Source organism: Serratia sp. BNK-23 (genome assembly GCF_047456145.1).
Lineage (GTDB): Bacteria > Pseudomonadota > Gammaproteobacteria > Enterobacterales > Enterobacteriaceae > Serratia > Serratia nematodiphila.
This window is the reverse complement of the sequence record NZ_CP179900.1, coordinates 2,906,751-2,928,894: the sequence shown is the minus strand read 5'-3', so window position 1 is coordinate 2,928,894 and position 22,144 is coordinate 2,906,751. Positions and strand designations below refer to the sequence as shown.

Sequence of the window (22,144 nt, the reverse complement as noted above, 5' to 3'; positions counted from 1 at the left end):
GATGTCATCTGTCATAAGTGAATAATGCATGTTTAATCTGAGTAACGTCAGGATCGCGGACGTTAAAAATGAAGTCCTGGCGGGCTTTGTGGTGGCGGTTTCGATGATCCCCGAGGCGGTCGGCTTTTCGCTGGTCGCCGGTCTTTCGCCAATTGTCGGCTTGCATACCGCGTTTATTATCGGCCTGGTCACGGCGCTGTTCGGCGGCAAACCGGGCATGGTTTCCGGCGCCGCCGGCTCCATTGTGGTGGTGCTGATGAGCCTGGCGGCGCAGTACGGCATGGGTTACGTGCTGTGGGCCACGCTGTTTGCCGGGGCGATTCAAATCCTGATCGGCGCCTTCCGGCTGGGCAAGTTCATTCGTCTGGTGCCGCTGCCGGCGATCCACGGCTTCGTCAACGGCCTGGCGATCGTCATCATGCTGGCGCAGCTGAAGATGATCGCCGGGCAGGGGCCGCTGATGTACGGCCTGGTGGCGCTGGCGATTGCGGTGGTGGTGCTGTTCCCGCGCCTGACCAAAGCCATTCCGTCTTCGCTGGCGGCGCTGCTGGTGGTCTCGGCGTTGGCGATCGGCCTCAACCTGCACACGCTACGGGTGGGCGATCTGGCGGACATTTCCGGCGCGCTGCCGCACTTTAGTCTGCCGACGGCGCCGTTTACCCTGGAGATGGTGCGGGTGGTGCTGCCCTATGCGGTGGTGATCGCCCTGGTCGGTTTGATTGAATCGCTGCTGACCATGACGGTGCTGGATGAAATGGGCGGCAAGAAGGGCAACGGCAATCGCGAGAGTATCGCGCAGGGCGCCGGTAACGCGGTATGCGGCCTGTTCGGCTGCTTCGCCGGCTGCGCGATGATCGGCCAGTCGATCATCAACTTCACCTCGGGCGGGCGCGGGCGCATCTCCGGCACGGTGGGCGCCATCCTGCTGATTCTGTTCGTGGTCAGCCTGTCGCGCTATATCGGCCTGCTGCCGGTGGCGGCGCTGGCCGGGGTGATGCTGGTGGTGTGTTACAACACCTTCGAGTGGAGCTCGCTGCGCCGCTTGCGCCGCATGCCGAAAGCCGACGCGCTGGTAATGATCGTCGTCACGCTGATCACCATCTTTACCGATCTGGCGGTGGCGGTGATCAGCGGGGTGATTATCTCGGCGCTGGTGTTCGCCTGGCAGCAGGCGCGCATCCGCGTGCGCCAGCGGCAGGTAACGGGCGACGTGGCGGTGTATCAACTGGATGGCCCGCTGTTCTTCGGCTCCGCCGCGGCTTTCGCCGAGCTGTTCGATCCGCAGAGCGATGCGCAGAATGTGGTGCTGGATTTTGCCGGCACCCGGGTGATGGATTCCAGCGGCGTGGAGGCGATCGATAAGCTGACGGCGCGTTATCTGGCGGCGGGGAAAAGCATTCGTCTGCGCCACCTGAGCGCTGACTGCGTGCGCCTGCTCAAACGCGCCGGGCCGTTCTGCAGCCATGAGCTGGACGATCCGCAGTATTACGTGGCGGAAGAGGGCTTCACCTCCGATGAGCGCCGGGTGGGCGAGGAAACCTTCAACCCGCGCGGCTAAAAGCAAGCAGCGGGCAGGGCGCCCGCTGCGGCAAGGATCAGGCCTGCGCCTTGAAGCTGTGCAGGCGCTGAACGGTTTTTTCCAGCCCGTCCTTCATCAGCATTTCGGTGCAGCGCAGCGACTCGTCGATCGCTTCGTCAATCATCTTCTGTTCGCTGGCCGGCGGCTTGCCGAGCACGAAGCCCACCACCTTGTTCTTGTCGCCCGGATGGCCGATGCCGATGCGCAGGCGATAGAAGTTCGGGTTGTTGCCGAACTTGTTTTGGATGTCTTTCAGGCCGTTGTGGCCACCGTTGCCGCCGCCGAGCTTGATTTTGGCCACGCCGGGCGGCAGATCCAGCTCGTCGTGCGCCACCAGGATCTCGCTGGGTTCGATGCGGTAGAAGTTGGCCATCGCCAGCACCGCTTTGCCGCTCAGGTTCATGAAGGTGGTCGGCACCAGCAGGCGCACGTCGTTGCCCGCCAGGTTCAAACGGGCGGTGTAGCCGAAGAACTTGCTCTCTTCTTTTAACTGCTGATTGTGGCGCTGGGCCAGCAGATCGACGTACCAGGCGCCGGCGTTGTGGCGTGTCTGGGCGTATTCCGCGCCCGGGTTGGCGAGACCGACTATCAATTTAATACTGCTCACTGGGAGATTCGCTATGATCAGGGTAATGGAAAGGGCCTTAGTCTACCTGTCGGGGCGATGAATGACAAAACCCGATCTCTGCCGTCACCCTGGGTAAGAAAGACGAATGATTCATTAGCTGAATAATTCAATTTGTCCGCTAATTTTCAGCGCCGTGTTAAGAAGTGTCAATAATTCTTTACCATTTGTGATCGCCTCCGCAATCCCCTTGCCGCAACAGGGACTATACTTAACTTATCAAAGTGGGTTAACAAGTTGCAGCGTTATCCCGGTTGGCACATGGCAATCATGGAGGTGGCATATGAAACGTAGAAGCGCGGATAGAGTGGGCAACTTTTTTATGGGGCTGGGGCTGGTCGTGATGATCGGCGGCGTCGGATACTCAATTATTGCTGAAGTATCCCAGTTCAATCTGCCGCAATTTTTCGCCCACGGCGCCATCATGAGCATCTTCGTCGGCGCGCTGTTGTGGCTGGTGGGCGCACGTATCGGCGGCCGCGAACAGGTGGCGGATCGCTACTGGTGGGTAAAACACTTTGATAAACGGTGCCGCAACGATCAACATCGTTCGTCGCATTGATTAAAAAAGCAGAAGGGAAGCAAGAGCGGGGCAAGGGAACATCTGCCGTGCATTAAGGTTTGAGGTCATGTCGGACTACAAGTAGAAAACCCGTTGTTGCTCGCGCACCAACGGGTTTTTCTTTTCTGCTGTCGGGCTCGCTATCTTTCCGGCGCAGTGGGCGCCGCACCGGAAAGACGACGAAATTAATGCTCGAACATCGCAGAGATCGACTCTTCGTTGCTGATGCGGCGGATGGCTTCAGCCAGCATGCCGGACAGGGTCAGAGTGCGAACGTTTTTCAGTGCCTTGATTTCCGGCGACAGCGGAATGGTGTCGCAGACGATCACTTCATCAATCACCGAGTTCTTGATGTTGTCCACGGCGTTGCCGGAGAAGATCGGGTGCGTCGCGTAGGCGAATACGCGCTTGGCACCGCGTTCTTTCAACGCTTCAGCCGCTTTACACAAGGTGCCGCCGGTGTCGATCATGTCGTCGACCAGCACGCAGTCGCGGCCTGCCACGTCACCGATGATGTGCATCACCTGAGAAACGTTCGCGCGCGGGCGGCGTTTGTCGATGATGGCCATGTCGGTGTCGTTCAGCAGTTTGGCGATGGCGCGGGCGCGCACGACGCCGCCGATGTCCGGGGAAACCACGATCGGGTTTTCCAGGTTCTGCTGCAGCATGTCTTCCAGCAGGATCGGGCTGCCGAACACGTTGTCTACCGGTACGTCGAAGAAGCCTTGAATCTGCTCAGCATGCAGATCCACCGTCAGAACGCGGTCAACCCCTACGCTGGAGAGGAAATCGGCAACCACCTTGGCGGTGATTGGCACACGCGCGGAACGCACGCGGCGATCCTGGCGGGCATAGCCGAAGTAAGGGATAACGGCGGTAATACGACCTGCGGAGGCGCGACGCAGGGCGTCGACCATCACAACCAGTTCCATCAGGTTGTCGTTGGTCGGGGCACAGGTGGACTGGATGATGAAAATATCACCGCCGCGTACATTTTCGTTGATTTGCACGCTCACTTCGCCGTCGCTAAAACGACCTACAGCGGCGTCACCAAGGCTGGTGTACAAACGGTTGGCAATACGTTGTGCTAGTTCCGGGGTGGCGTTACCAGCAAAAAGCTTCATATCAGGCACGAGAAGAACCTCAGGCTTGCGTCCAGAGAAGATATTGTCATACGACATCGCCAAGGGGCAGTCGGCGACGCCGGCGCAATATACATACGGGTATGTAAAACTAAAATTGAGACCGCAGGCAGCGCAGGGATAACAGGGCCAGGTGTGCATGACCCTGCGCAGCGAAACGTTGAGCTACGACTCAAACCGCCCGGAACGAATGCGATGTAGTGGGGAGACGTTAACGCCGCGCGCTACAAAACCACACAACCACTCCGGGGCTTGATTTAACACCTGACGGGCGGCGATTTCTGTGTCGAATTCAGCAAACACACAAGCACCTGTGCCAGTCAGGCGTGACGGGGCGTATTCTAACAGCCATGAAAGAAGCTGTTCAACCTCGCGAAAACGTTTTCTTGCGATCGGTTCGCAATCATTTGCGTACGGCGCCTGCAACAGCTCACTTAAGGAGCGAACCGGGGTGTCCCTTTTCAATTCGGCGTCGCCGAAGATAACCGGCGTCGGGATGCCGACGCCGGGATGCGCCACCAGATACCATTTTTCCTGCGGCTCGGCCGGCTGCAGGCGCTCGCCGATGCCTTCGGCGAAGGCGGCGTGGCCGCGCACGAACACCGGCACGTCGGCGCCGAGGCTGAGCCCCAGCTCTGCCAGTTGGTCGTCGTCAAGGCCGCAGCGCCACAGTTCGTTCAGCGCCACCAGCACGGTGGCGGCGTTGGAGGAGCCACCGCCCAAACCGCCGCCCATCGGCAGGCGCTTGTCGATGCTGATGTCGGCGCCGCGCGGTGCGGTCTGCAGACCCTGTTCATCACAATAGCGCTGCAGCAGGCGGGCGGCGCGCACGATCAGGTTCTGCTCGTCCGGCACGCCGTCGACCGGCGTCAGCAGGTTAATGCGATCGTCCTGGCGCGGGTCAATGGTCAGGGTGTCGCCGTAGTCCAAAAACTGGAACAGCGTCTGCAGCAGGTGATAGCCGTCTTCACGACGGCCGGTGATGTACAGAAACAGGTTGAGCTTCGCGGGGGAGGGCCACTGGCGGATCATTTGAGCGTCCAGTTATCCATTTTCAGTTTGATGCGTTGGTCGCCCTGCTGCAGCTCCAGACGGTTCGGCAGCGTCGGCTGCACCTCGGTGCTGTAGCTCTGGTAATCCACCTTCCAGGTTTGACCGCCTTGCTGGTAGGTCAGTTTGCTCAGGCGATATTGGTCATCCAGCGCAAAATCGCTGGCTTCGCCCGGCAGGCCGACCATCCACTGGCGCAGGTTGTTCAGCGGGATCGCCATCCCGGTCAGCTTGCGGATCATCTCTTCCGGGTTGTCGCTGACGTAGCGTTTGCCCTGGTTGTCGGTCAGCTGCACCACGTTTTTCTGTACGTTGAGATCCATTTCCGTGCTGCCCAGCGGGTTAGTCAGCAGCAGGCGGTAGCGCTCCGGCGAAAACTGCTGCCAGAAGAAGCGGGCATAGACTTTTTTCTGATCAGACAAGTAGGCGAAGGAGCCGCGGGTCTGATAGGTGCTAAGCTGCTGCACCGCCTGCTCATGGGCGCGCCACTGCGGTGAGGTCGGGCTGGTGGCCGGGCCGGTTGGCTTGGTGGTGGTACAGGCGGCCAGCACCAGGCTGGCCAGCGGGATCAGACGGAGCAAACTAACTTTGCGTATTGGCATAACTTTTTCTTGTCCTTTTGTCCTTGCGGGCATGCGCGACGAAACCCGGATTCAGCGCTCACGCTAACGGGGCGGCGGCGGCGCGTCAATTTTTTGCTGCATCGCGTTGAATCTTGCCGCGTTTATCGGCGTAGTGCCAACGCGGCGCGCGCGTCGGGGTTGCCATTAAGCGTAACACAATCGCCTGAAGGCGGGGGAGGCGCTCCCGATAAGCGGTGCAGAGTTGCGCAAACGCCAACGTTATGTGCGCCGAATAGCGTGCGCGTCTTCGCAAACTGCGCTAAAATTTAAACCATCAACCTACCCTTTGACTATTTATCCCGCTGTATTTATTACTTATTCATTAATTGATGTCGTCTATGACAGCGATTGAACGGAAGATGCGGTTGTTACTTTTATTGATCCCGCGCATCAAGTAGAATGCCGCTCAACGAGAACCCGTACCAACAGAAGTATTACTCGAAGCAATGACCCTGCTGGCGTTAGGTATAAATCACAAAACCGCTCCGGTTTCTCTGCGTGAAAGGGTGACCTTCTCGCCAGAGTCCATCGATGAGGCGCTGACCAGCTTGCTCCAACAACCGTTGGTGCAGGGCGGCGTCGTGTTGTCCACCTGCAACCGCACCGAGCTGTACCTCAGCGTGGAGCAGCAGGAACACATGCACGAGCAGCTGGTCGCCTGGCTGTGCGCCTACCACAATCTGCGTCCGGAAGAGGTGAAGAAAAGCCTCTACTGGCATCAAGGCAATGACGCGGTCAGCCATCTGATGCGGGTGGCCAGCGGGTTGGATTCGCTGGTGCTGGGCGAACCGCAAATCCTCGGCCAGGTGAAAAAGGCCTTCGCCGAGTCACAACGCGGCCAGTCGCTGTCCGGCGAGCTGGAGCGTCTGTTCCAGAAATCCTTCTCCGTCGCCAAGCGCGTGCGCACCGAAACCGAAATCGGCGCCAGCGCGGTCTCCGTGGCGTTCGCCGCCTGTACGCTGGCGCGGCAGATCTTCGAATCGCTGGCCGATCTCAACGTCTTGCTGGTGGGCGCCGGTGAAACCATCGAGCTGGTGGCGCGCCACCTGCGCGAACACAAAGTGCGGCACATGATCATCGCCAACCGCACCCGCGAGCGCGCGCAGCTGCTGGCGGACGAAGTCGGCGCGGAAGTGATCACCCTGCCGGAAATCGACGAACGCCTGGCGGACGCCGACATCATCATCAGTTCCACCGCCAGCCCGCTGCCGATCATCGGCAAGGGGATGGTGGAGCGGGCGCTGAAAGCGCGCCGCAACCAGCCGATGCTGCTGGTGGATATCGCCGTACCGCGCGATATCGAGCCGGAGGTCGGCAAGCTGGCCAACGCTTATCTGTACAGCGTGGACGATCTGCACGCCATCATTCAAAGCAACCTGGCGCAGCGCAAAGCGGCGGCGGTGCAGGCGGAATCGATCGTGCAGCAGGAAAGCACCAACTTTATGGCCTGGCTGCGTTCGCAGGGCGCGGTGGAAACCATCCGCGACTACCGTTCGCAGGCCGACCAGATCCGCGCAGAGATGGAGGCCAAAGCGCTGGCCGCCATCGCGCAGGGCGCCAACGTGGAGCAGGTTATTCACGAGCTGGCCCATAAACTGACCAACCGTCTTATTCATGCCCCTACCAAATCCCTCCAGCAGGCCGCCGGCGACGGTGACGTGGAGCGGTTGCAGTTATTACGCGACAGCCTCGGGCTGGATCAGCATTAGTTTTCTCTATTAACAGGGTTTATTACCACGCATGAAGCCTTCTATTGTTGCCAAACTGGAAGCGTTACAAGAGCGCCATGAAGAAGTGCAGGCGCTGCTCGGCGATGCCGGCGTTATCGCCGACCAAGACCGGTTCCGCGCGCTGTCGCGAGAATACGCGCAGCTGACCGACGTCAGCCGCTGCTTCCTGGAATGGCGTCAGGTGCAGGAGGATCTGGAGACGGCGGAAATGATGCTGGACGATCCGGAAATGCGCGAGATGGCGCAGGAAGAGCTGAAACAAGCGCGGGCGAGCAGCGAAGCGCTGGAACAGCAGCTGCAGGTGTTGCTGCTGCCGAAAGATCCGGATGATGAGCGCAGCTGTTTCCTCGAAGTGCGCGCCGGCACCGGCGGCGATGAGGCGGCGATCTTCGCCGGCGATCTGTTCCGCATGTACAGCCGTTACGCCGAAGGCCGCCGGTGGCGCGTCGAGGTGATGAGCGCCAACGAAGGCGAGCACGGCGGCTTCAAAGAAGTGATCGCCAAAGTTTCCGGCGACGGCGTGTACGGCCAGCTGAAGTTTGAATCCGGCGGCCACCGCGTGCAGCGCGTGCCGGAAACCGAATCCCAGGGGCGCATCCACACCTCCGCCTGCACCGTGGCGGTGATGCCGGAAGTGCCGGAGGCCGAATTGCCGGACATCAACCCGGGCGATCTGAAAATCGACACCTTCCGCTCCTCCGGCGCCGGCGGCCAGCACGTTAACACCACCGATTCGGCGATCCGTATCACCCACCTGCCGACCGGCATCGTGGTGGAGTGCCAGGACGAACGTTCACAGCACAAAAACAAAGCCAAGGCGATGTCGGTGCTGGGCGCGCGCATTCGCGCCGCCGAGATGGCCAAGCGCCAGCAGGCCGAGGCGTCCACTCGCCGCAACCTGCTGGGTAGCGGCGATCGTTCCGATCGCAACCGTACCTACAACTTCCCGCAGGGGCGGGTGACCGACCACCGCATCAACCTGACGCTTTACCGCCTGGATGAAGTGATGGAAGGCAAACTGGACATGCTGATCCAGCCGATCGTGCAGGAGTATCAGGCCGATCAGCTGGCTGCGCTGTCCGCCGAGCAAGAGTGATGGATTATCAACACTGGCTGAAAGCCGCCGCCGCGCGTTTGACCCACAGCGACAGCGCCCGGCGTGACGCGGAAATCCTGTTGGGTTTCGTGACCGGCAAGGCCAGAACCTTCCTGATGGCGTTCGGGGAAAACCTGCTGACGCCGCCGCAGCAACAGCAGCTGGAGACGCTGCTGGCGCGCCGCGAACGCGGTGAGCCGGTGGCCTATCTGGTGGGTGAGCGCGAGTTTTGGTCGCTGTCGCTGTCGGTCTCGCCCGCAACGCTGATCCCGCGCCCGGATACCGAATGCCTGGTGGAACTGGCGCTGGCGCGCCTGCCGCCGCAACCCTGCCACTTCCTCGATCTCGGCACCGGCACCGGCGCCATCGCGCTGGCGCTGGCCAGCGAGCGCCCGGATTGTTCGGCTATCGGCGTCGATGTGCAGCCGGAGGCGGTTGCGCTGGCGCAGCACAATGCGCACAAGCTGAAGATCGACAACGTCCGATTTTTACAGGGCAGCTGGTTTGCGCCCGTCGCGGGGCAACGTTTCGCGCTGATCGCCAGCAATCCGCCCTATATCGACGCCGCCGATCCGCATTTGTCACAGGGCGACGTGCGCTTCGAGCCCGGTAGCGCGCTGGTCGCCGCCGAGCACGGGTTGGCGGATCTGGCCGCCATCGTGCGCCAGGCGCCGCACTATCTGCAGCCGCAGGGCTGGCTGCTGTTGGAACATGGCTGGCAGCAGGGTGAGAGCGTGCGCGCGTTGCTGCAGGCCGCCGGATTTTCCGCTGTCGCCACCCACCGTGATTACGGCGACAACGACCGCGTGACGCTCGGCCAATGGCCGGGATAAGCGCCCTCATAATAACGACGCCCGGGCCATTTAAGGGAGCATCATGACTGCATACACCGCGTTGAAACATTTCCATTTGCTGACGGTCGCCATCAGTATTACCTTGTTTGTGCTGCGTTTCTTTTGGCAGTGGCGCCGTTCGCCGATCATGGGCCGCCGCTGGGTCAAGATAGCGCCGCACCTGAATGACACGCTGCTGTTCGTCAGCGGCATCGCGCTGGTGGTGACGTTCGGGTTTTATCCGCTGCTGGGTATGGACTCATGGCTGACCGAGAAGCTGTTTGGCGTTATTATCTATATCCTGCTTGGCTACGTCGCATTGGGCAAGAAGACCAAAAGTCAGCGGCTGCGAACCGTGGCGTTCGTGCTGGCGTTGGGCTGCCTGTACCTGATAATTAAACTTGCCACGACGAAAATACCGTTTCTGATGGGATACCTATGAGTAGCATTGCTGATTTTGAATTTAACACCTCGCCGCTGAGCGAAGGGGTGATCCTGGTGTCGCAGTCGGTGCGGCGCGATTTCCCGGCTGCCGACGTGGAGCGCAAGCTGCAACAACTGGTGGACGAAGCGCGCGCGGTGGTGCCGGCCGATATCACTCAGGAGCAGCAACTGGATGCGCTCATTGAACTGTTCTACAAGACCTGGGGATTCGGCGGCGCCAGCGGCGTGTACCGCCTGTCGGACGCCATCTGGCTGGACAAGGTGCTGGAGGGGCGGCAGGGTACGCCGGTTTCACTCGGCACCATCTTCCTGCACATCGCCAACGCGCTGGATCTGCCGCTGCTGCCGGTGATTTTCCCCACTCAGCTGATCCTGCGCGCCGATTGGCTGGATGAAGAGCTGTGGCTGATCAACCCGCTGAACGGCGAAACCCTGAGCGAACACCAGCTGGAAGTGTGGATCAAGGGCAACCTGGGCTTGGGCGCCGAGCTGGAAGACGACGATCTCGACGAATCCGAGAACATCATGGTGGTGCGCAAGATGCTGGATACGCTGAAGGCCGCTCTGATGGAAGAAAAGCAGCTGGAAATGGCGCTGCGCACCAGTGAAACGGTGTTGTGCTTCGATCCGGAAGATCCGTACGAGATCCGCGACCGCGGGCTGATTTACGCCCAGCTGGAGTGCAACCATATCGCGATTTCCGATCTCAACTATTTTGTCGAGCAGTGCCCTGAAGACCCGGTCAGCGAAGTGATCAAAGTGCAGATCCATTCGATTGAGCCGAAACAGGTGACGCTGCATTAATTTAATGACTCCGTGCAGTTTGCAAGGCGACGGTTACAACCTTAACAAAGGCGAAAGCATGAAACAGAAAGTGGTTAGCATTGGCGACATCGACGTAGCAAACGACCTGCCGTTTGTGCTGTTTGGCGGTATGAACGTGCTGGAATCGCGCGATCTGGCGATGAGCATCTGCGAGCACTACGTCACCGTGACGCAAAAACTGGGCATCCCTTACGTTTTCAAAGCCTCTTTCGACAAAGCCAACCGTTCTTCCATCCACTCGTACCGCGGTCCGGGCCTGGAAGAAGGGATGAAGATCTTCGAAGAGCTGAAGAAAACCTTCGGCGTGAAAATCATCACCGACGTTCACGAAGCGGCGCAGGCGCAGCCGGTTTCCGAAGTGGTTGACGTGATCCAGCTGCCGGCCTTCCTGGCGCGTCAGACCGATCTGGTGGAAGCGATGGCGAAAACCGGCGCGGTGATCAACGTCAAGAAGCCGCAGTTCGTCAGCCCGGGGCAGATGGGCAATATCGTCGACAAGTTCAAAGAGGGCGGCAACGACCAGGTGATCCTGTGCGATCGCGGCAGCAACTTTGGCTATGACAACCTGGTGGTCGACATGCTGGGCATCAACGTGATGAAGAACGTGACCGGCGGCCATCCGGTGATCTTCGATGTGACCCACGCGCTGCAGACCCGCGATCCGTTCGGCGCCGCGTCCGGCGGCCGTCGCGCTCAGGTGGCCGAGCTGGCGCGTGCCGGCATGGCGGTTGGCCTGGCAGGGCTGTTCCTCGAGGCGCACCCGGATCCGAACAACGCCAAGTGCGACGGGCCGTCTGCGCTGCCGTTGGACAAGCTGGAACCGTTCCTGGCGCAGATGAAAGCCATCGACGACCTGGTGAAGAGCTTCCCGGAGCTGGATACCAGCAACTAAGCGCTCATCGCCAAAAAAAAGCCCGACGCGTCGGGCTTTTTTACGTTTAGGCGCCGGTGGCCGCCAGCGCTTCCGGCAGCGTCGGGTAGAACTGCAAGCGGCCCTCGATCGGCTGCACCCGCGCGCGCGCCAGGGTTTTCAGCGGCTGGAACGGCACGTCGGTGATCACCAGCTTTTTATCCGCCGGCAGCGCGTCGATAAAGCGCCGCAGGGCGCTCAGGCCGCCGGCGTCGAGCACCGGCACCGCATCCCACTGCAGCACGATCGTCCGGTAATCCTCGCTGCGCGCCAGCAGTTCGCTAAAGATGCGCTCGGCGGCGGCGAAGAACAGCGGGCCATTCACTCGCAGCACCAGGCGGCCATCGTCGGCGCTCAGCTCGCTCAGCCGCGTCATGCGGGCGATGCGACGCATAAACAGCAGCGACGCCAACACGATGCCCACGGTAATGGCGATCACCATGTCGAACAGCACCGTCAGCGACATGCACAGCAGCAGCACCAGAATGTCGTCCTTCGGCGCCCGGCGCAGCAGGTAAATCACTTTGTGCGCCTCGCTCATGTTCCAGGCGACCATCAACAGCAGCGCCGCCATCGCCGCCAGCGGCAGATAAGAGAGCCACGGCGCCAGAACCAGCAGCGCCAACAGCACCAGCAGCGCGTGGATGATGGCGGAAACCGGCGAGGTGGCGCCGGCGCGCACGTTGGCGGCCGATCGGGCAATCGCAGCGGTCGCGGTGATGCCGCCGAAGAACGGCGCGATGATGTTGCCCGCACCCTGGCCGATTAATTCGCTGTTCGAGTTATGCTTCTTGCCGGTCATGCCGTCGAGCACCACCGCGCACAGCAGCGATTCGATCGCCCCGAGCATCGCCATCGAAAACGCCGCCGGCAACAGGGCGGAAACGGTTTGCCAACTCAGAGTGAACGGTTGCCCGCCGCCGCCCGGCAGATCCCAGGGCAGCAACAGCTGCGGCAGGATCGGCGGAATGCCCTGGCCGCTGCTGCCATCGGCCAGCAGGTAGCTGAAGCGGGAGCCGATGGTCGCCACCGGGTGGTCAAACAGCGTCAGCAGCCCCATCAACGCGGTGCCCGCCAGCAGCGCCGGCAGGTGCCCGGGCACCCGCAGGCCGAGTTTGGGCCAGAAGATCAAAATCAGCAGCGTCACGGCGCCGATCAGGGTATCGCCGATATCCAGCGTCGGCAGCGCCTGCAGCAGGGCATACAGCTTGCCGACGTAATTTTCCGGCGTGTGCGTCAGCTGCAGGCCGAAGAAGTCCTTGATCTGCATGGTGGCGATGGTGATGGCGATGCCGGAGGTAAAGCCGAGCGTCACCGGCAGCGGAATGTACTCGATCAGCCTGCCAAAGCGCGCGAGCCCCATCAGCAGCAGAAATACCCCGGAGATCAGCGTGGCGACCAGCAGGCCGGCCAGGCCGAACTGCTGCGAGACCGGATAGAGGATCACCACGAAGGCGGCGGTGGGGCCGGAGACGCTGTAGCGCGAACCGCCGCTGACGGCGATGACGATGCCGGCGATGGCGGCGGTATACAGACCATACTGCGGCGGCACGCCGCTGGCGATCGCCAACGCCATCGCCAGCGGAATGGCGATAATACCGACCGTCACCCCGGCGATAGCGTCTTTCAGCAACCGCGCCAGGTTATAAGGTTCCCGCCAGCAGGCGTCTATCAGCGCGCTGAAGGGGCGAATTTTGTTTATTTCATGCGTTTTCATCTACGGTGCGTACCAAATCTTCAAAAGTGAAAGGAATGGCGGGCCCGATGAGGTCCGTCTTGTCACGTGACAGATACCATACGCCTTTTGTTCAGCGGATTACCAGACCTGTATCAATTTGGCGCAGGAAATCAGAGAGTCGCCCTTTTGTTCGGCGCTAAATTTCGATAATAGAGAAGTCAGCCGCAGATTCTGCGGCTGAAAAGAAAGGTGACAGTCAAGGTTTTAACGGTTATTGCAGGGCGGGCAGGGATAAGCCGAGAAAATGGGCTAAAGTGCTCACCAGCAGCTGATGATCTTCCTTCTGCGGCGCGCCGGAAATGCTGATGCTGCCGACGCAGCCGAGGCCGGTCAGGGTGAGCGGGAAGGCGCCGCCGTGCACCGAATAGTCACGCACGCTCAGCCCGTAACGCTCCTCCAGCGACGTTTGCCGCTGCTGCAGGCGCAGGCCGATGGCGTAAGAGCTTTTGTGAAAATGGTTCACCAGATTGCGCTTGCGCCGCACCCAGTCGGCAATGTCCGGCGTTGCCCCCGGCATGGCGTAATAAAACAGCGTCTGCCCGGCCAGTTGGATCTCGATGGCGATGCTCAGGCCGCGCCGCTCGGCGGCGGTTTTCAGCGCCGCGCCCAGTTCCCAGGCGGTGGCGGCGTCAAAATGGGTAAAGGCCAGCGTCGCTTCCTGTTCGCTGAGCGCTTGCAGTTCATCGTCGATATTCATGCGGTTCTCCCCCGATAACACAACGCACAGAGTAGCCTGAAGCGGGCGTCGTGAGATAGACGGCTTGGCGATAAGATAGAACTGCTACTCTATTAATAGACTGTGTAAAATGGCCGCCGCCGAAGCGGAGACGACAGGGATGCGTTATTCAACGTCTGCACATTACCCCCTGGCGATCCCGAGGAGCGCGCTGACTATTTATGACTTACATTGCGTCCATTTCTACCCTTTACAGCGACGCCTGCATCACCTACGCCACGCTGTCGATAAGCTATTTCCTTCTCAGCAAGAATGCCCCTTTTTCTTATCAATCCGCACTGTGGAAGCGGGTTGTTTTCGGCCTGCTGGCCGGGGTGGCGGTGCTGTATTTGAGCCAGGATCGGCTGGAGCTGACCGATAAGGTGCATTACAGCTTTGCGATGATCCCGATGATATTGGTGACTTTCTTCGGCGGCGGCGTCAGCGGGCTGGTGAGTTTTCTGTTCGCCATGACGCTGACCGGCGGTTTCACCGTCGATAACCTGTTCATCGCCTCGATCGTCGCGCCGCTGCTGTTGTCGCGCGTGTGGCTGAAAAAATCCCACCGGACGTTTTACCTGACGATCGGCATCATCGCGCTGTATCGCATCGCGGTGGTGTGGCTGCTGGTGGACATGAGCGGGCTGTGGCCGGATGTGTTGCTGTACCAGGCGGTTTCCGCGCTCTGTCTGGCGATTTGCTATCATGCGCTGAATTTCAAAGAGCGCCATATCTACGCCTATTTCGCGATGCGCGCGCGCGCCACCACCGACAGCCTGACCCACATCAACAACCGCGCCAGCGTCGATTATCAGCTGATGCTGCAGCGTGCCGAGCGCCGCCCGTGCGGGCTGATGATCCTCGATTTGGATAACTTCAAAAGCATCAACGATACCTACGGCCATCCGGCCGGTGACGTGCTGCTGGCCAGCGTCGGCCGGCTGCTGCAAAACAGCGTGCGCAATGAGGACTTCGTCGGGCGCTACGGTGGCGAGGAGTTTATGGTGATCACCGCCAGCTACGATCCGCAGGTCATCGGCGGGGTGGCGGAGCGCATTCGCAGCGCGGTTGAAAGCTCGACGTTCTTGCTGAATGCGCACGACGAAGCGCACATCACGCTGTCGATCGGCGTGTCGCTGTATCTGCCGGGCATGAGGCTGGACAAGGCGATCGCCATGACCGACGAGGCCTTGTATGAGGCGAAGCGCAGCGGCAAAAACCGGGTGGTGACCAGCCGCGTGATGCAGCTGGCGCCGCTGGGCGCCGGATTCCCGCGCGAATAAGCCGCCCCCGCCGCCACGGCGGGGGCATTGGCTCAGACCGCCAGCGTGTGTTCGCGGAAGGCGTTCAGCAACTCTTCGGTGAACGTCAGGCGCTTCTGACGATCGGCCAGATCGAGCGTGAACTTCAGCTTGCTCGGGCCGTCCAGGCGGTAAACCTGCGGATTGCCCTGCAGCAGACCGATCAGATAGCCGGGATCGACGCGGTTATTGTCGCCGAACTCGATAAAGCCGCCGCGCTCGTTGCTCTCGATGCGTTTGATCCCCAGCTTCTGCGCATGCAGGCGCAGCGCCGCGCACTGCAACAGGTTGCGCGCCGCATCCGGCAACTGGCCGAAGCGGTCGATCAGCTCGACCTTCAGCTCGTCAAGCTCACCGTCGTTCTTCGCGCTGGCGATGCGCTTATACAGTGACAGGCGGGTATTGACGTCGGGAATGAAATCTTCCGGCAGCAGCGCCGGCATGCGCAACTCTACCTCGGTCTGGTTGCTGGTGAGATCTTCCAGCGACGGTTCGCGGCCGTTTTTCAACGCGTCGACGGCGCTTTCCAGCAGCTCCATATAGAGCGAGAAGCCGACGGTGGTCATCTGGCCGCTCTGGTCTTCGCCCAGCAGTTCGCCGGCGCCGCGGATCTCCAGATCGTGAGTCGCCAGCGCGAAACCGGCACCGAGATCTTCCAGCGACGCGATGGCCTCGAGCCGTTTATGAGCGTCGGTGCCCATGGCTTTCGGGTTTGGCGTCAACAGATAGGCGTAAGCCTGATGGTGGGAACGCCCGACGCGGCCGCGCAGTTGGTGCAGCTGCGCCAGGCCGAAGCGATCGGCCCGCTCGATGATGATGGTGTTGGCGCTGGGGATATCGATGCCGGTTTCGATGATGGTCGTGCACACCAGCACGTTGAAGCGCTGGTGGTGGAAATCGTTCATCACCCGTTCCAGATCGCGTTCGCGCATCTGACCGTGACCGATGGCGATGCGCGCCTCCGGCACCAGCTCAGCCAGGCGTTGCGCCGCTTTCTCGATGTTTTCCACGTCGTTGTAGAGGTAGTAAACCTGGCCGCCGCGCAGCACTTCGCGCAGGATCGCCTCGCGCACCACCAGACTGTCGTATTCGCGCACGAAGGTCTTCACCGCCAGCCGGCGCGCCGGCGGAGTGGCGATGATCGACAGATCGCGCATGCCGCTCATCGCCATGTTCAGCGTACGCGGGATCGGCGTGGCGGTCAGCGTCAGGATATCGACGTCGGCGCGCATCGCTTTGATGCGCTCCTTGTGGCGCACGCCAAAGCGGTGTTCTTCATCGACGATCAGCAGCCCCAAATCCTTCCAGCGCAGATCGCTCTGCAGCAGTTTGTGGGTGCCGATGATGATGTCCACTTTGCCATCGGCCGCGTCGTCCAGCACCTGCTGCTGCTCTTTGGCGCTGCGGAAGCGCGACATCATCTCGATGCGGATCGGCCAGGTGGCGAAGCGATCGCGGAAGTTGTCGAAGTGCTGCTGCGCCAGCAGGGTGGTCGGCACCAGCACCGCCACCTGCTTGCCGTTTTCCACCGCCAGGAAGGCGGCGCGCATCGCCACTTCGGTTTTGCCGAAGCCGACGTCGCCGCACACCAGGCGGTCCATCGCCAGCGGCTGGCACATGTCGCTCAGCACCGCGTTGATCGCCTGTTCCTGATCCGGCGTGGTTTCGAACGGGAAGGTCTGGCAGAACAGCTGGTATTGTTCGCGGTTATGCTTGAAGGCGAAACCGGCCTTGGCGGCGCGCTGGGCGTAAATATCCAGCAGCTCCGCCGCGACGTCGCGCACCCGTTCGGCCGCTTTTTGCCGCGCGCGTGTCCAGGCGTCGCCGCCCAGTTTGTGCAACGGAGCGTTTTCATCCGCGCCGCCGGCGTAGCGGCTGATCAGATGCAGCGAAGACACCGGTACGTACAGCTTGTCCTCACCGGCGTAGGAGAGGATCAGGTATTCAGCCTTGATGCCGCCGGCTTCCAGCGTGGTCAGGCCGACATAGCGGCCAACGCCGTGCTCCAGGTGCACCACCGGCTGGCCGGGATGCAGCTCCGCCAGGTTGCGGATCAGGGTATCGGTGTTGATGGTGCGCCGGTTGTCCTGCCGGCGGCGGCTGACGCGCTCGCCGAGCAGATCGCTTTCGCAGATCAGTGCACGCTGGCGCAGGCCGTCGAGGAAGCCGTGTTCGGCGGCGCCGACCATCATGTAACGGCCCGCGGTTTCCGCCTGATCGAGACGCTGGATCAGCGCTGGCGCCAGCTTGATGCGGCCGAGCAGATCCTGCAGCGTTTCACGCCGCCCCTCGCTCTCGACGGAGAAAATCACGCTGCCGACGAAGCCTTCGATAAAGCGCCGCAGATTATCCAGCGGGGATTTATGCTGCGCCTGTACCGCCAGATCGGGCAGGGCATGGTAATCCAGATTGGTATTGCCGGCCTTGGCCGGCAGCTCATCGGTTTTCAGCGCGATGCGCGGCCAGGCTTTCAGCTCGCCGAACAGCGCGTCAACGCGCAGCCACAGCGTATCCGGCGCCAGCAGCGGGCGCATCGGATCGACGCGGCGGCTTTCGTAACGCTGGTTGACGTCCTGCCAGAAGCGCTCGGCGGCGCCCTCCAGATCGCCGGTATTGACGATCAGCGTATTGGCCGGCAGGTAGCTGAACAGCGACGGCAGCGGCTGGCTGAAGAACAGCGGCTGCCAGTATTCGATACCGGCGGGCCAGGCGCTTTTGCTGACCTGCTGATAGATGTGCTCGGCGTCGCGACGCACCTCAAACTGCTCGCGCCACTGGCTGCGGAACAGCTCGATGGCGTTCTTGTCGGTGGGGAACTCGTGGGCCGGCAACAGATTGATGGCCTCGACTTCGCTCAGCGTGCGCTGGGTATCGACGTCGAAGATGCGCAGGCTGTCGATTTCGTCATCGAAGAAGTCGATGCGGTAAGGCTCATCGCTGCCCATCGGGTAAAGATCGAGCAATGCGCCGCGGGTGGCGAATTCGCCGTGCTCCATCACCTGATCGACGCTGCGGTAACCGGCCTGTTCCAGCTGCGCGCGCAGCTTATCGCGCGACAGGCGCTGGCCTTTCTTCATCACCAGCGCGTGGCCATGCAGGAATTCGTGCGGGCAGACGCGCTGCATCAGGGTGTTGACCGGCAGAATGATCACGCCGCGCGCCATGGTAGGCAGGTGATACAGGCTCGACAAACGATCCGAGATGATTTCCTGATGCGGCGAGAAGCTGTCGTACGGCAGGGTTTCCCAGTCGGACAGCGTGGTCACCATCTGATCGGTGAACTGCTGGATCTCGTCGCGCAGCCGCAGGGCGTTTTGCATATCCGGCGCGATCAGCATCACCGGGCCAGGGTGGCGCTCGACGATCTCGGCGCACTCCACGGCGCAGGCCGCGCCGGTCAGTTGCCCCAGCTGGCGCAGATCGCCCGCGCGATCGGGAAGAGAATAACGAGGGGATGAAGAACGGTTACGGCTATCGGAAGTGCTCATTCAGGTATCTTTAATCAATGTGTTAGAGGGCGTCCCGGCACGGATAACCCAGCGCTTTTATGCTGTTTATAGTAGCCCAGCGGCCGGCAAACTGACACAGCAAAAAGCGCTGTCCATCGCTTTTTTGCCGGTTATTTAACCGGTTAACGCCGTCGATTTTTTGCAGCGACGGGTAAATCTTGCGCTAATCTGCCGCCACCGCTCTCGTCTGCGCCACGCAATAAAAGGCCGTCGGGTGTTCCCTAAACGAGGGAGAGCCTTTATTATCCATGATCACTTTGCTTAAGCCACGGCTATCAAACGGATTTCATGTATCAACCTGTCGCGTTATTCATTGGCCTGCGCTACATGCGCGGGCGAGCCTCAGACCGCTTTGGGCGGTTTGTATCCTGGCTTTCCACCATCGGCATTACGCTGGGGGTGATGGCGTTGGTCACCGTGCTGTCGGTGATGAACGGTTTCGAAAAGGATCTGGAGAACAACATCCTCGGCCTGATGCCGCAGGCGCTGGTCACCAGTCCGCAAGGATCGGTCAACCCGCAGCAGCTGCCGGCCTCCGAGGTGCAGAAGCTGCAGGGCGTCACGCGCGTTGCGCCGCTGACCACCGGTGACGTGGTGCTGCAAAGCGCCCGCAGCGTGGCGGTAGGGGTGATGCTCGGCGTGAATCCCGACGAGGCCGACCCGCTGACCCCGTATCTGGTCAACGTCAAGCAGCAACAGCTGCAGCCGGGCCAATACAACATCATCATCGGCGAACAGCTGGCGGGGCAACTTGGCGTCAAGCGCGGCGATTCGCTGCGCGTGATGGTGCCGAGCGCCAGCCAGTTCACGCCGATGGGCCGCATTCCCAGCCAGCGTTTGTTCACTCTCATCGGCACCTTCCACGCCAACAGCGAGGTGGACGGCTATCAGCTGCTGGTCAACCAACAGGATGCTTCGCGCCTGATGCGCTACCCGGCCGGCAACATCACCGGCTGGCGTCTGTTCCTGCAACAGCCGCTGACGGTCGATACCCTCAGCCAGCAGGCGCTGCCGGCGGGCACCGTCTGGAAAGACTGGCGCGATCGCAAGGGCGAGCTGTTCCAGGCGGTGCGTATGGAGAAGAACATGATGGGGCTGCTGCTCAGCCTGATCGTGGCGGTGGCGGCGTTTAACATCATTACCTCGCTCGGCCTGCTGGTGATGGAGAAGCAGGGCGAGGTCGCCATTCTGCAGACTCAGGGGCTGACTCGCCGCCAGATCATGTCGGTATTTATGGTGCAGGGCGCCAGCGCCGGCATCATCGGTTCGCTGCTCGGCACGCTGCTCGGCGTGCTGCTGGCTACCAATCTGAACAATCTGATGCCGATCCTCGGCGCCTTGATCGACGGCGCTTCGCTGCCGGTGGCGGTCGATCCGCTGCAGGTGACGATCATCGCCGTGGTGGCGATGGCGGTTTCCCTGTTGTCCACGCTCTATCCTTCATGGCGCGCTGCCGCCGTACAACCCGCTGAGGCTTTACGTTATGAGTAACCATCTTTTGCTGCAGTGTGACAACCTGTGCAAGACCTATCAGGAAGGCAACCTGCACACCGACGTGCTGCGCAACGTCAGCTTTGCCATGCAGCAGGGCGAGATGATGGCGATCGTCGGCAGCTCGGGTTCCGGCAAGAGCACCCTATTGCACCTGCTGGGCGGGCTGGACTCGCCGACCTCCGGCGAGGTGATCTTCAAGGGCGAATCGCTGAACGCCATGTCTTCGGCGGCCAAGGCCGAGCTGCGCAACCGCCAGCTGGGCTTCATCTATCAGTTCCACCATCTGTTGCCGGACTTCACCGCGCTGGAAAACGCCGCCATGCCGCTCTTGATCGGCGGCGCCAAGCCGGCTCAGGCGCAGGAGAAGGCGCGGGAGATGCTGGCGGCGGTCGGGCTGGAAAAACGCAGCAAGCACCGCCCGTCCGAGCTCTCCGGCGGCGAACGTCAGCGCGTGGCGATCGCGCGCGCGTTGGTCAACAACCCGGCGTTGGTGCTGGCGGACGAACCGACCGGTAACCTGGATAAACGCACCGCGGACAGCATCTTCGATCTGCTGGGCGAGCTGAACGTGCGCCAGGGCACCGCTTTCCTGGTGGTGACGCACGATCTGCAGCTGGCCAAGCGCCTGAGCCGCCAGCTGGAAATGGCCGACGGCCACCTGCAGGCGCAGCTGACCCTGATGGGGGCCGAGTAATGGCGGGAGCCTCACTGTCCTTCCTGACGGCCCTGCGTTTCAGCCGCGGCCGTAAACGCGGCGGCATGGTGTCGCTGATCTCGGTCATCTCCACCATCGGCATTGCGCTGGGGGTGGCGGTGCTGATCGTCGGGCTGAGCGCGATGAACGGCTTTGAGCGTGAGCTGAAGAACCGCATTCTGGCGGTGGTGCCGCACGGCGAGCTTGAGCCGGTCAATCAGCCGTTCAGCGGCTGGCCGTCGATTCTGCAGCGGGTGGAAAAGGTGCCGGGCATCTTGGCCGCCGCGCCGTACATTAACTTTACCGGCCTGATGGAAAACGGCGCGCAGCTGCGCGCGGTGGAAGTCAAAGGCGTTGATCCGCAGCAGGAGAGCCGGCTGAGCGCGCTGCCGCAGTATGTGCAGGGCGAAGCCTGGGCCAACTTCAAGCCCGGCGAGCAGCAGGTGATCCTCGGCAAGGGCGTGGCCGACGCGCTGGGCGTCAAGCAGGGCGCCTATGTCACGGTGATGATCCCCAACAGCGACCCGGAAATGAAGCTGCTGCAGCCGAAGCGCATTCGCCTGCACGTGACCGGCATTTTGCAGCTCAGCGGCCAGCTCGATCACAGCCTGGCGCTGGTGCCGCTGGCCGACGCGCAGCAGTATCTCGACATGGGTGACAGCGTCACGGGCATCGCTCTCAAGATGAACGACGTGTTCGCCGCCAACAAGCTGGTGCGCGACGCCGGCGAAGTGACCAACGCTTACATCTACATCAAGAGCTGGATCGGCAAGTACGGTTACATGTACCGCGACATCCAGATGATCCGCGCCATCATGTATCTGGCGATGGTGCTGGTGATCGGCGTGGCCTGCTTCAACATCGTCTCCACGCTGGTGATGGCGGTGAAAGATAAAAGCGCCGACATCGCGGTGCTGCGCACCCTGGGCGCTAAAGACGGCTTTATTCGCGCCATCTTCATCTGGTACGGGCTGTTGGCCGGGCTGCTGGGCAGCCTGAGTGGCGTGGTGATTGGGGTGATCGCTTCGCTGCAGCTGACCAACATCATCCGGGGCATCGAGAAACTGGTCGGTCATTCCTTCCTGTCGGGCGATATCTACTTCATTGACTTCCTGCCTTCCGAGCTGCACTGGCTGGACGTGCTGATCGTGCTGGCGACCGCCATCGTGCTGAGCCTGTTGGCCAGTTGGTATCCGGCGAGGCGCGCCAGCCGCATCGATCCGGCGCGGGTGCTGAGCGGACAATAACACCGACGGGGAGGCAGCGATGCCGCC

At 61.4% G+C, this 22,144-nt stretch carries 19 protein-coding genes; 12 read left to right on the top strand and 7 right to left on the bottom strand.

The features are described 5' to 3' along the window. The first annotated feature begins 28 nt into the window (after positions 1–28). Entirely contained in the window at positions 29–1,558 is a 1,530-nt protein-coding gene (locus ACMGF9_RS13880; protein ID WP_118892121.1) for a SulP family inorganic anion transporter, read from the top strand. Positions 1,559–1,595: 37 nt separating this feature from the next. On the opposite strand, the gene pth is transcribed toward ACMGF9_RS13880, so the two are convergent. Then, positions 1,596–2,186: an aminoacyl-tRNA hydrolase gene (gene pth, locus ACMGF9_RS13875; protein WP_021504829.1), complete on the bottom strand. Its 591-nt coding sequence runs from the start codon at positions 2,184–2,186 to the stop codon at positions 1,596–1,598. A gap of 301 nt (positions 2,187–2,487) precedes the next feature. Here pth and ychH point away from each other — a divergent pair, with 301 nt between their 5' ends. Next, positions 2,488–2,766, top strand: coding sequence for a stress-induced protein YchH (ychH, locus tag ACMGF9_RS13870; protein WP_004941056.1), 279 nt, complete (start codon positions 2,488–2,490; stop codon positions 2,764–2,766). A gap of 185 nt (positions 2,767–2,951) precedes the next feature. On the opposite strand, the gene prs is transcribed toward ychH, so the two are convergent. From prs to lolB, 3 genes are all read right to left on the bottom strand, one after another. Next, positions 2,952–3,899 carry a ribose-phosphate diphosphokinase gene (gene prs / locus ACMGF9_RS13865; protein WP_004941061.1) on the bottom strand — a complete coding sequence of 316 codons (948 nt, stop codon included), beginning with the start codon at positions 3,897–3,899 and terminating at the stop codon, positions 2,952–2,954. A gap of 174 nt (positions 3,900–4,073) precedes the next feature. Beyond that, positions 4,074–4,940, bottom strand: a complete 867-nt coding sequence (ispE, locus tag ACMGF9_RS13860) for a 4-(cytidine 5'-diphospho)-2-C-methyl-D-erythritol kinase (RefSeq protein ID WP_015377571.1) — start codon at positions 4,938–4,940, stop codon at positions 4,074–4,076. After that, entirely contained in the window at positions 4,937–5,560 is a 624-nt protein-coding gene (gene lolB, locus ACMGF9_RS13855) for a lipoprotein insertase outer membrane protein LolB (RefSeq protein ID WP_004941069.1), read from the bottom strand. Before lolB ends, ispE begins: the two co-directional genes overlap by 4 nt. Positions 5,561–6,027: 467 nt before the next feature. Here lolB and hemA point away from each other — a divergent pair, with 467 nt between their 5' ends. Genes hemA through kdsA form a run of 6 tightly spaced genes read left to right on the top strand, consistent with a single transcriptional unit; the run spans position 6,028 to position 11,401 of the window. Then, positions 6,028–7,290, top strand: coding sequence for a glutamyl-tRNA reductase (gene hemA, locus ACMGF9_RS13850; protein ID WP_019454778.1), 1,263 nt, complete (start codon positions 6,028–6,030; stop codon positions 7,288–7,290). A 31-nt stretch (positions 7,291–7,321) separates the two neighbouring features. Continuing rightward, positions 7,322–8,407 carry a peptide chain release factor 1 gene (gene prfA, locus ACMGF9_RS13845; protein WP_015377573.1) on the top strand — a complete coding sequence of 362 codons (1,086 nt, stop codon included), beginning with the start codon at positions 7,322–7,324 and terminating at the stop codon, positions 8,405–8,407. Then, positions 8,407–9,240, top strand: a complete 834-nt coding sequence (prmC, locus tag ACMGF9_RS13840) for a peptide chain release factor N(5)-glutamine methyltransferase (protein ID WP_414160287.1) — start codon at positions 8,407–8,409, stop codon at positions 9,238–9,240. Before prfA ends, prmC begins: the two co-directional genes overlap by 1 nt. A gap of 40 nt (positions 9,241–9,280) precedes the next feature. Further along, a complete protein-coding gene (locus ACMGF9_RS13835; protein WP_171455054.1) occupies positions 9,281–9,682 on the top strand; it encodes a SirB2 family protein in 402 nt (133 codons plus the stop codon). Beyond that, positions 9,679–10,488, top strand: a complete 810-nt coding sequence (gene sirB1 / locus ACMGF9_RS13830; RefSeq protein WP_015377575.1) for an invasion regulator SirB1 — start codon at positions 9,679–9,681, stop codon at positions 10,486–10,488. Before ACMGF9_RS13835 ends, sirB1 begins: the two co-directional genes overlap by 4 nt. Positions 10,489–10,546: 58 nt before the next feature. Further along, positions 10,547–11,401, top strand: coding sequence for a 3-deoxy-8-phosphooctulonate synthase (gene kdsA / locus ACMGF9_RS13825; protein WP_004941087.1), 855 nt, complete (start codon positions 10,547–10,549; stop codon positions 11,399–11,401). A gap of 46 nt (positions 11,402–11,447) precedes the next feature. Here kdsA and dauA read toward each other — a convergent pair whose 3' ends face one another. Together dauA and ACMGF9_RS13815 are read right to left on the bottom strand one after the other, a co-directional pair. Next, positions 11,448–13,136 carry a C4-dicarboxylic acid transporter DauA gene (gene dauA, locus ACMGF9_RS13820; protein ID WP_015377577.1) on the bottom strand — a complete coding sequence of 563 codons (1,689 nt, stop codon included), beginning with the start codon at positions 13,134–13,136 and terminating at the stop codon, positions 11,448–11,450. 232 nt (positions 13,137–13,368) lie between these two features. After that, positions 13,369–13,854 carry a heme-degrading domain-containing protein gene (locus ACMGF9_RS13815; protein WP_004941092.1) on the bottom strand — a complete coding sequence of 162 codons (486 nt, stop codon included), beginning with the start codon at positions 13,852–13,854 and terminating at the stop codon, positions 13,369–13,371. A gap of 200 nt (positions 13,855–14,054) precedes the next feature. On the opposite strand from ACMGF9_RS13815, the gene ACMGF9_RS13810 reads away from it, so the two are divergent. Continuing rightward, entirely contained in the window at positions 14,055–15,155 is a 1,101-nt protein-coding gene (locus ACMGF9_RS13810) for a GGDEF domain-containing protein (RefSeq protein ID WP_015377579.1), read from the top strand. A gap of 32 nt (positions 15,156–15,187) precedes the next feature. Here ACMGF9_RS13810 and mfd read toward each other — a convergent pair whose 3' ends face one another. Further along, positions 15,188–18,661: a transcription-repair coupling factor gene (gene mfd, locus ACMGF9_RS13805; RefSeq protein WP_021504825.1), complete on the bottom strand. Its 3,474-nt coding sequence runs from the start codon at positions 18,659–18,661 to the stop codon at positions 15,188–15,190. A 309-nt stretch (positions 18,662–18,970) separates the two neighbouring features. Between mfd and lolC the strand changes: the two genes are divergently transcribed. From lolC to lolE, 3 genes are read left to right on the top strand one after another with little or no spacing between them, the layout of a single operon-like run. Then, positions 18,971–20,173, top strand: a complete 1,203-nt coding sequence (gene lolC, locus ACMGF9_RS13800; protein WP_004941116.1) for a lipoprotein-releasing ABC transporter permease subunit LolC — start codon at positions 18,971–18,973, stop codon at positions 20,171–20,173. Continuing rightward, a complete protein-coding gene (gene lolD / locus ACMGF9_RS13795) occupies positions 20,166–20,870 on the top strand; it encodes a lipoprotein-releasing ABC transporter ATP-binding protein LolD (RefSeq protein WP_004941120.1) in 705 nt (234 codons plus the stop codon). Before lolC ends, lolD begins: the two co-directional genes overlap by 8 nt. Further along, positions 20,870–22,117, top strand: a complete 1,248-nt coding sequence (gene lolE / locus ACMGF9_RS13790; RefSeq protein WP_118892118.1) for a lipoprotein-releasing ABC transporter permease subunit LolE — start codon at positions 20,870–20,872, stop codon at positions 22,115–22,117. The genes lolD and lolE overlap by 1 nt, the downstream gene beginning before the upstream one ends. The last annotated feature ends 27 nt before the right edge of the window (positions 22,118–22,144 follow it).

Bases quoted from the DNA above. Each gene is read 5' to 3' on its own strand.
- ACMGF9_RS13880 (WP_118892121.1), top strand. From the start codon at position 29: ATGTTTAATCTGAGTAACGTCAGGATCGCGGACGTTAAAAATGAAGTC.
- ychH (WP_004941056.1), top strand. From the start codon at position 2,488: ATGAAACGTAGAAGCGCGGATAGAGTGGGCAACTTTTTTATGGGGCTG.
- ispE (WP_015377571.1), bottom strand. From the start codon at position 4,940: ATGATCCGCCAGTGGCCCTCCCCCGCGAAGCTCAACCTGTTTCTGTAC.
- lolB (WP_004941069.1), bottom strand. From the start codon at position 5,560: ATGCCAATACGCAAAGTTAGTTTGCTCCGTCTGATCCCGCTGGCCAGC.
- hemA (WP_019454778.1), top strand. From the start codon at position 6,028: ATGACCCTGCTGGCGTTAGGTATAAATCACAAAACCGCTCCGGTTTCT.
- prfA (WP_015377573.1), top strand. From the start codon at position 7,322: ATGAAGCCTTCTATTGTTGCCAAACTGGAAGCGTTACAAGAGCGCCAT.
- prmC (WP_414160287.1), top strand. From the start codon at position 8,407: ATGGATTATCAACACTGGCTGAAAGCCGCCGCCGCGCGTTTGACCCAC.
- sirB1 (WP_015377575.1), top strand. From the start codon at position 9,679: ATGAGTAGCATTGCTGATTTTGAATTTAACACCTCGCCGCTGAGCGAA.
- kdsA (WP_004941087.1), top strand. From the start codon at position 10,547: ATGAAACAGAAAGTGGTTAGCATTGGCGACATCGACGTAGCAAACGAC.
- dauA (WP_015377577.1), bottom strand. From the start codon at position 13,136: ATGAAAACGCATGAAATAAACAAAATTCGCCCCTTCAGCGCGCTGATA.
- ACMGF9_RS13815 (WP_004941092.1), bottom strand. From the start codon at position 13,854: ATGAATATCGACGATGAACTGCAAGCGCTCAGCGAACAGGAAGCGACG.
- ACMGF9_RS13810 (WP_015377579.1), top strand. From the start codon at position 14,055: ATGACTTACATTGCGTCCATTTCTACCCTTTACAGCGACGCCTGCATC.
- mfd (WP_021504825.1), bottom strand. From the start codon at position 18,661: ATGAGCACTTCCGATAGCCGTAACCGTTCTTCATCCCCTCGTTATTCT.
- lolC (WP_004941116.1), top strand. From the start codon at position 18,971: ATGTATCAACCTGTCGCGTTATTCATTGGCCTGCGCTACATGCGCGGG.
- lolD (WP_004941120.1), top strand. From the start codon at position 20,166: ATGAGTAACCATCTTTTGCTGCAGTGTGACAACCTGTGCAAGACCTAT.
- lolE (WP_118892118.1), top strand. From the start codon at position 20,870: ATGGCGGGAGCCTCACTGTCCTTCCTGACGGCCCTGCGTTTCAGCCGC.